Consider the following 1886-nt stretch of genomic DNA (forward strand, 5'->3'; position numbering starts at 1 on the left):
ATGAAGACGGTCGCCAAGCTCAAGGCCAGGTTGCAGAAACTCCATGAGCGGACGGCCGAAACGCCGCTGTTCAACCCCGTCTTCCAGCTTAGCCATGATCTGTCCCGCCTGCTCGAAGGCGGCGACATTTCGCTGTCCGACATTGATGGCCTCGTCGCCGAGCTGGAATGCGAGGCCCTGCAAAGCCGTGCCGCGCGGCTGAAGCGTCTCGTCGCGCCCACGGCTGCGGCTGAAAACCTCGGCCTGATCGCCGCGCTCAATCCCGAAGAAGCGGGCTTTTCAGAGTTTTGCAAGCGCTGGGAAAAGCCGCTGCTGCACGCGGTTTTCACTGCCCATCCCACCTTCCTGCTGTCGCCTGCGCAATCCGACGCCGTCGCCACCGCCGCGCTTACGGACAACCCGCAGGCCTCCACGGTCTGCACCGTGCCCCACGAAGGGCCGAAGATCACTCTGGAATTCGAACACGTAGAGGTCTGCAACGCCATTCAGCGCGCTGCCTCTGCGCGTGATCGCATCAATGCCACGCTGCTCAGCCATGCCCGCCAGCGCTGGCCGGGCCGCTGGCTCGATTTCCGCCCGCTGCCGTTCCGCTTCGCCACGTGGGTCGGTTATGACATGGACGGTCGCACCGATATCGGCTGGACCACGTCCATCGCTTTCCGCCTGCGCGAAAAAGCATTGCGCCTGTCAAGCTACGCGGCTTCGCTTCGCACCATCGACGATGCGCACCCGCTGCTCGCCACGCTCGATGCGGCGCACGATCATTCGGCGGAAATGGCCGAACTCTTCTCCGCCCCGCTCGAAACCCCAGAAGCGCTTTCCGCCGCCGCCAACCGCCTCAGCGCCGATGACCCGGCCAAGCTCCTCAGTCTTACCCCGCTGGTCGAAGCGCTTGAAGCCGAGGCGAAGAAGGCTGACGAAGACAAGGCGATCCCGCTCGCCACGCTTGCTGCCGCCATGCGTGCCGATGGCCTTGGCATCGGCTGGATTCACTTCCGCGTAAACTCGTCCCAGCTTCTCAACGCGTTGCGCCGCCGGATCGACCCCGAAGGTACCCTCGATCTTGGCAGCAAGAGTGCGCTTTCACGCCTTCGCGAATTGCTGGCCGAGGTGAAGCCGCTCCGCGTGAACTTTGGCGCGCTGGCGATCGAGACCAGCACCGCCATGCGCCAGTTTCTGGTCATGGCGAAGATGCTGCAGCACATCGATGCCGATGCGCCGATCCGCATGTTGATCGCTGAATGCGAACAACCCCAGACCGTGCTCGCCGCACTCTATTTCGCCAAGCTTTTCGGTATCGAAGGCAAGGTCGATGTCTCGCCCCTGTTCGAAACCGAAACCGCGCTGGAACACGGTGGCCGCTTCCTCGAAGCTCTGCTTTCGGAAGAATCCTATCGCAGCTACGCCCGCCTGCGCGGTCGCGTTTCGATCCAGACCGGATTTTCCGATGCAGGCCGCTTCATGGGCCAGATTCCCGCTGCTCTGGCCATCGAACGCCTGCAGGGCCGCCTTGCCGAAGCGATGAAGGCCAACGGCCTGACCGATGTTGCCGCGCTGATCTTTGATACACACGGTGAATCGATGGGGCGCGGCGCCCATCCGTCGGGCTTTGGTGATCGCCTCACATGGCCGCTGTCTGGCTGGGCGCGTCGCCGTTTTGCGAAGGCTGGCGTCACCATCGAACCGGAAGCCAGCTTCCAGGGCGGCGACGGCTACCTGTTCTTCCGCAACGATGAACTCGCGCTCGCCACGCTCACCCGCATCGCCGAGGCAGAGGCCGCTGATCTCGATCTTTCGGTCAAAGACCCGTTCTACGATCGCACCGATCTCAGCCTCGATTTCTACCGCTCGATCCGCCGCGTTCAGCGCGAACACCTTGAAAGCGC

1 protein-coding gene is annotated in these 1886 nt (G+C 63.4%); it reads left to right on the plus strand.

Annotation, left to right across the window (positions count from 1 at the left end):
- Window positions 1-1886 (plus strand): phosphoenolpyruvate carboxylase (locus tag ACOVQ0_RS19320; RefSeq protein ID WP_421888422.1); only part of this gene is annotated, 1886 nt, incomplete at both ends.

It is taken from the genome of Novosphingobium sp. (assembly GCF_049240505.1).
Lineage (GTDB): Bacteria > Pseudomonadota > Alphaproteobacteria > Sphingomonadales > Sphingomonadaceae > Novosphingobium.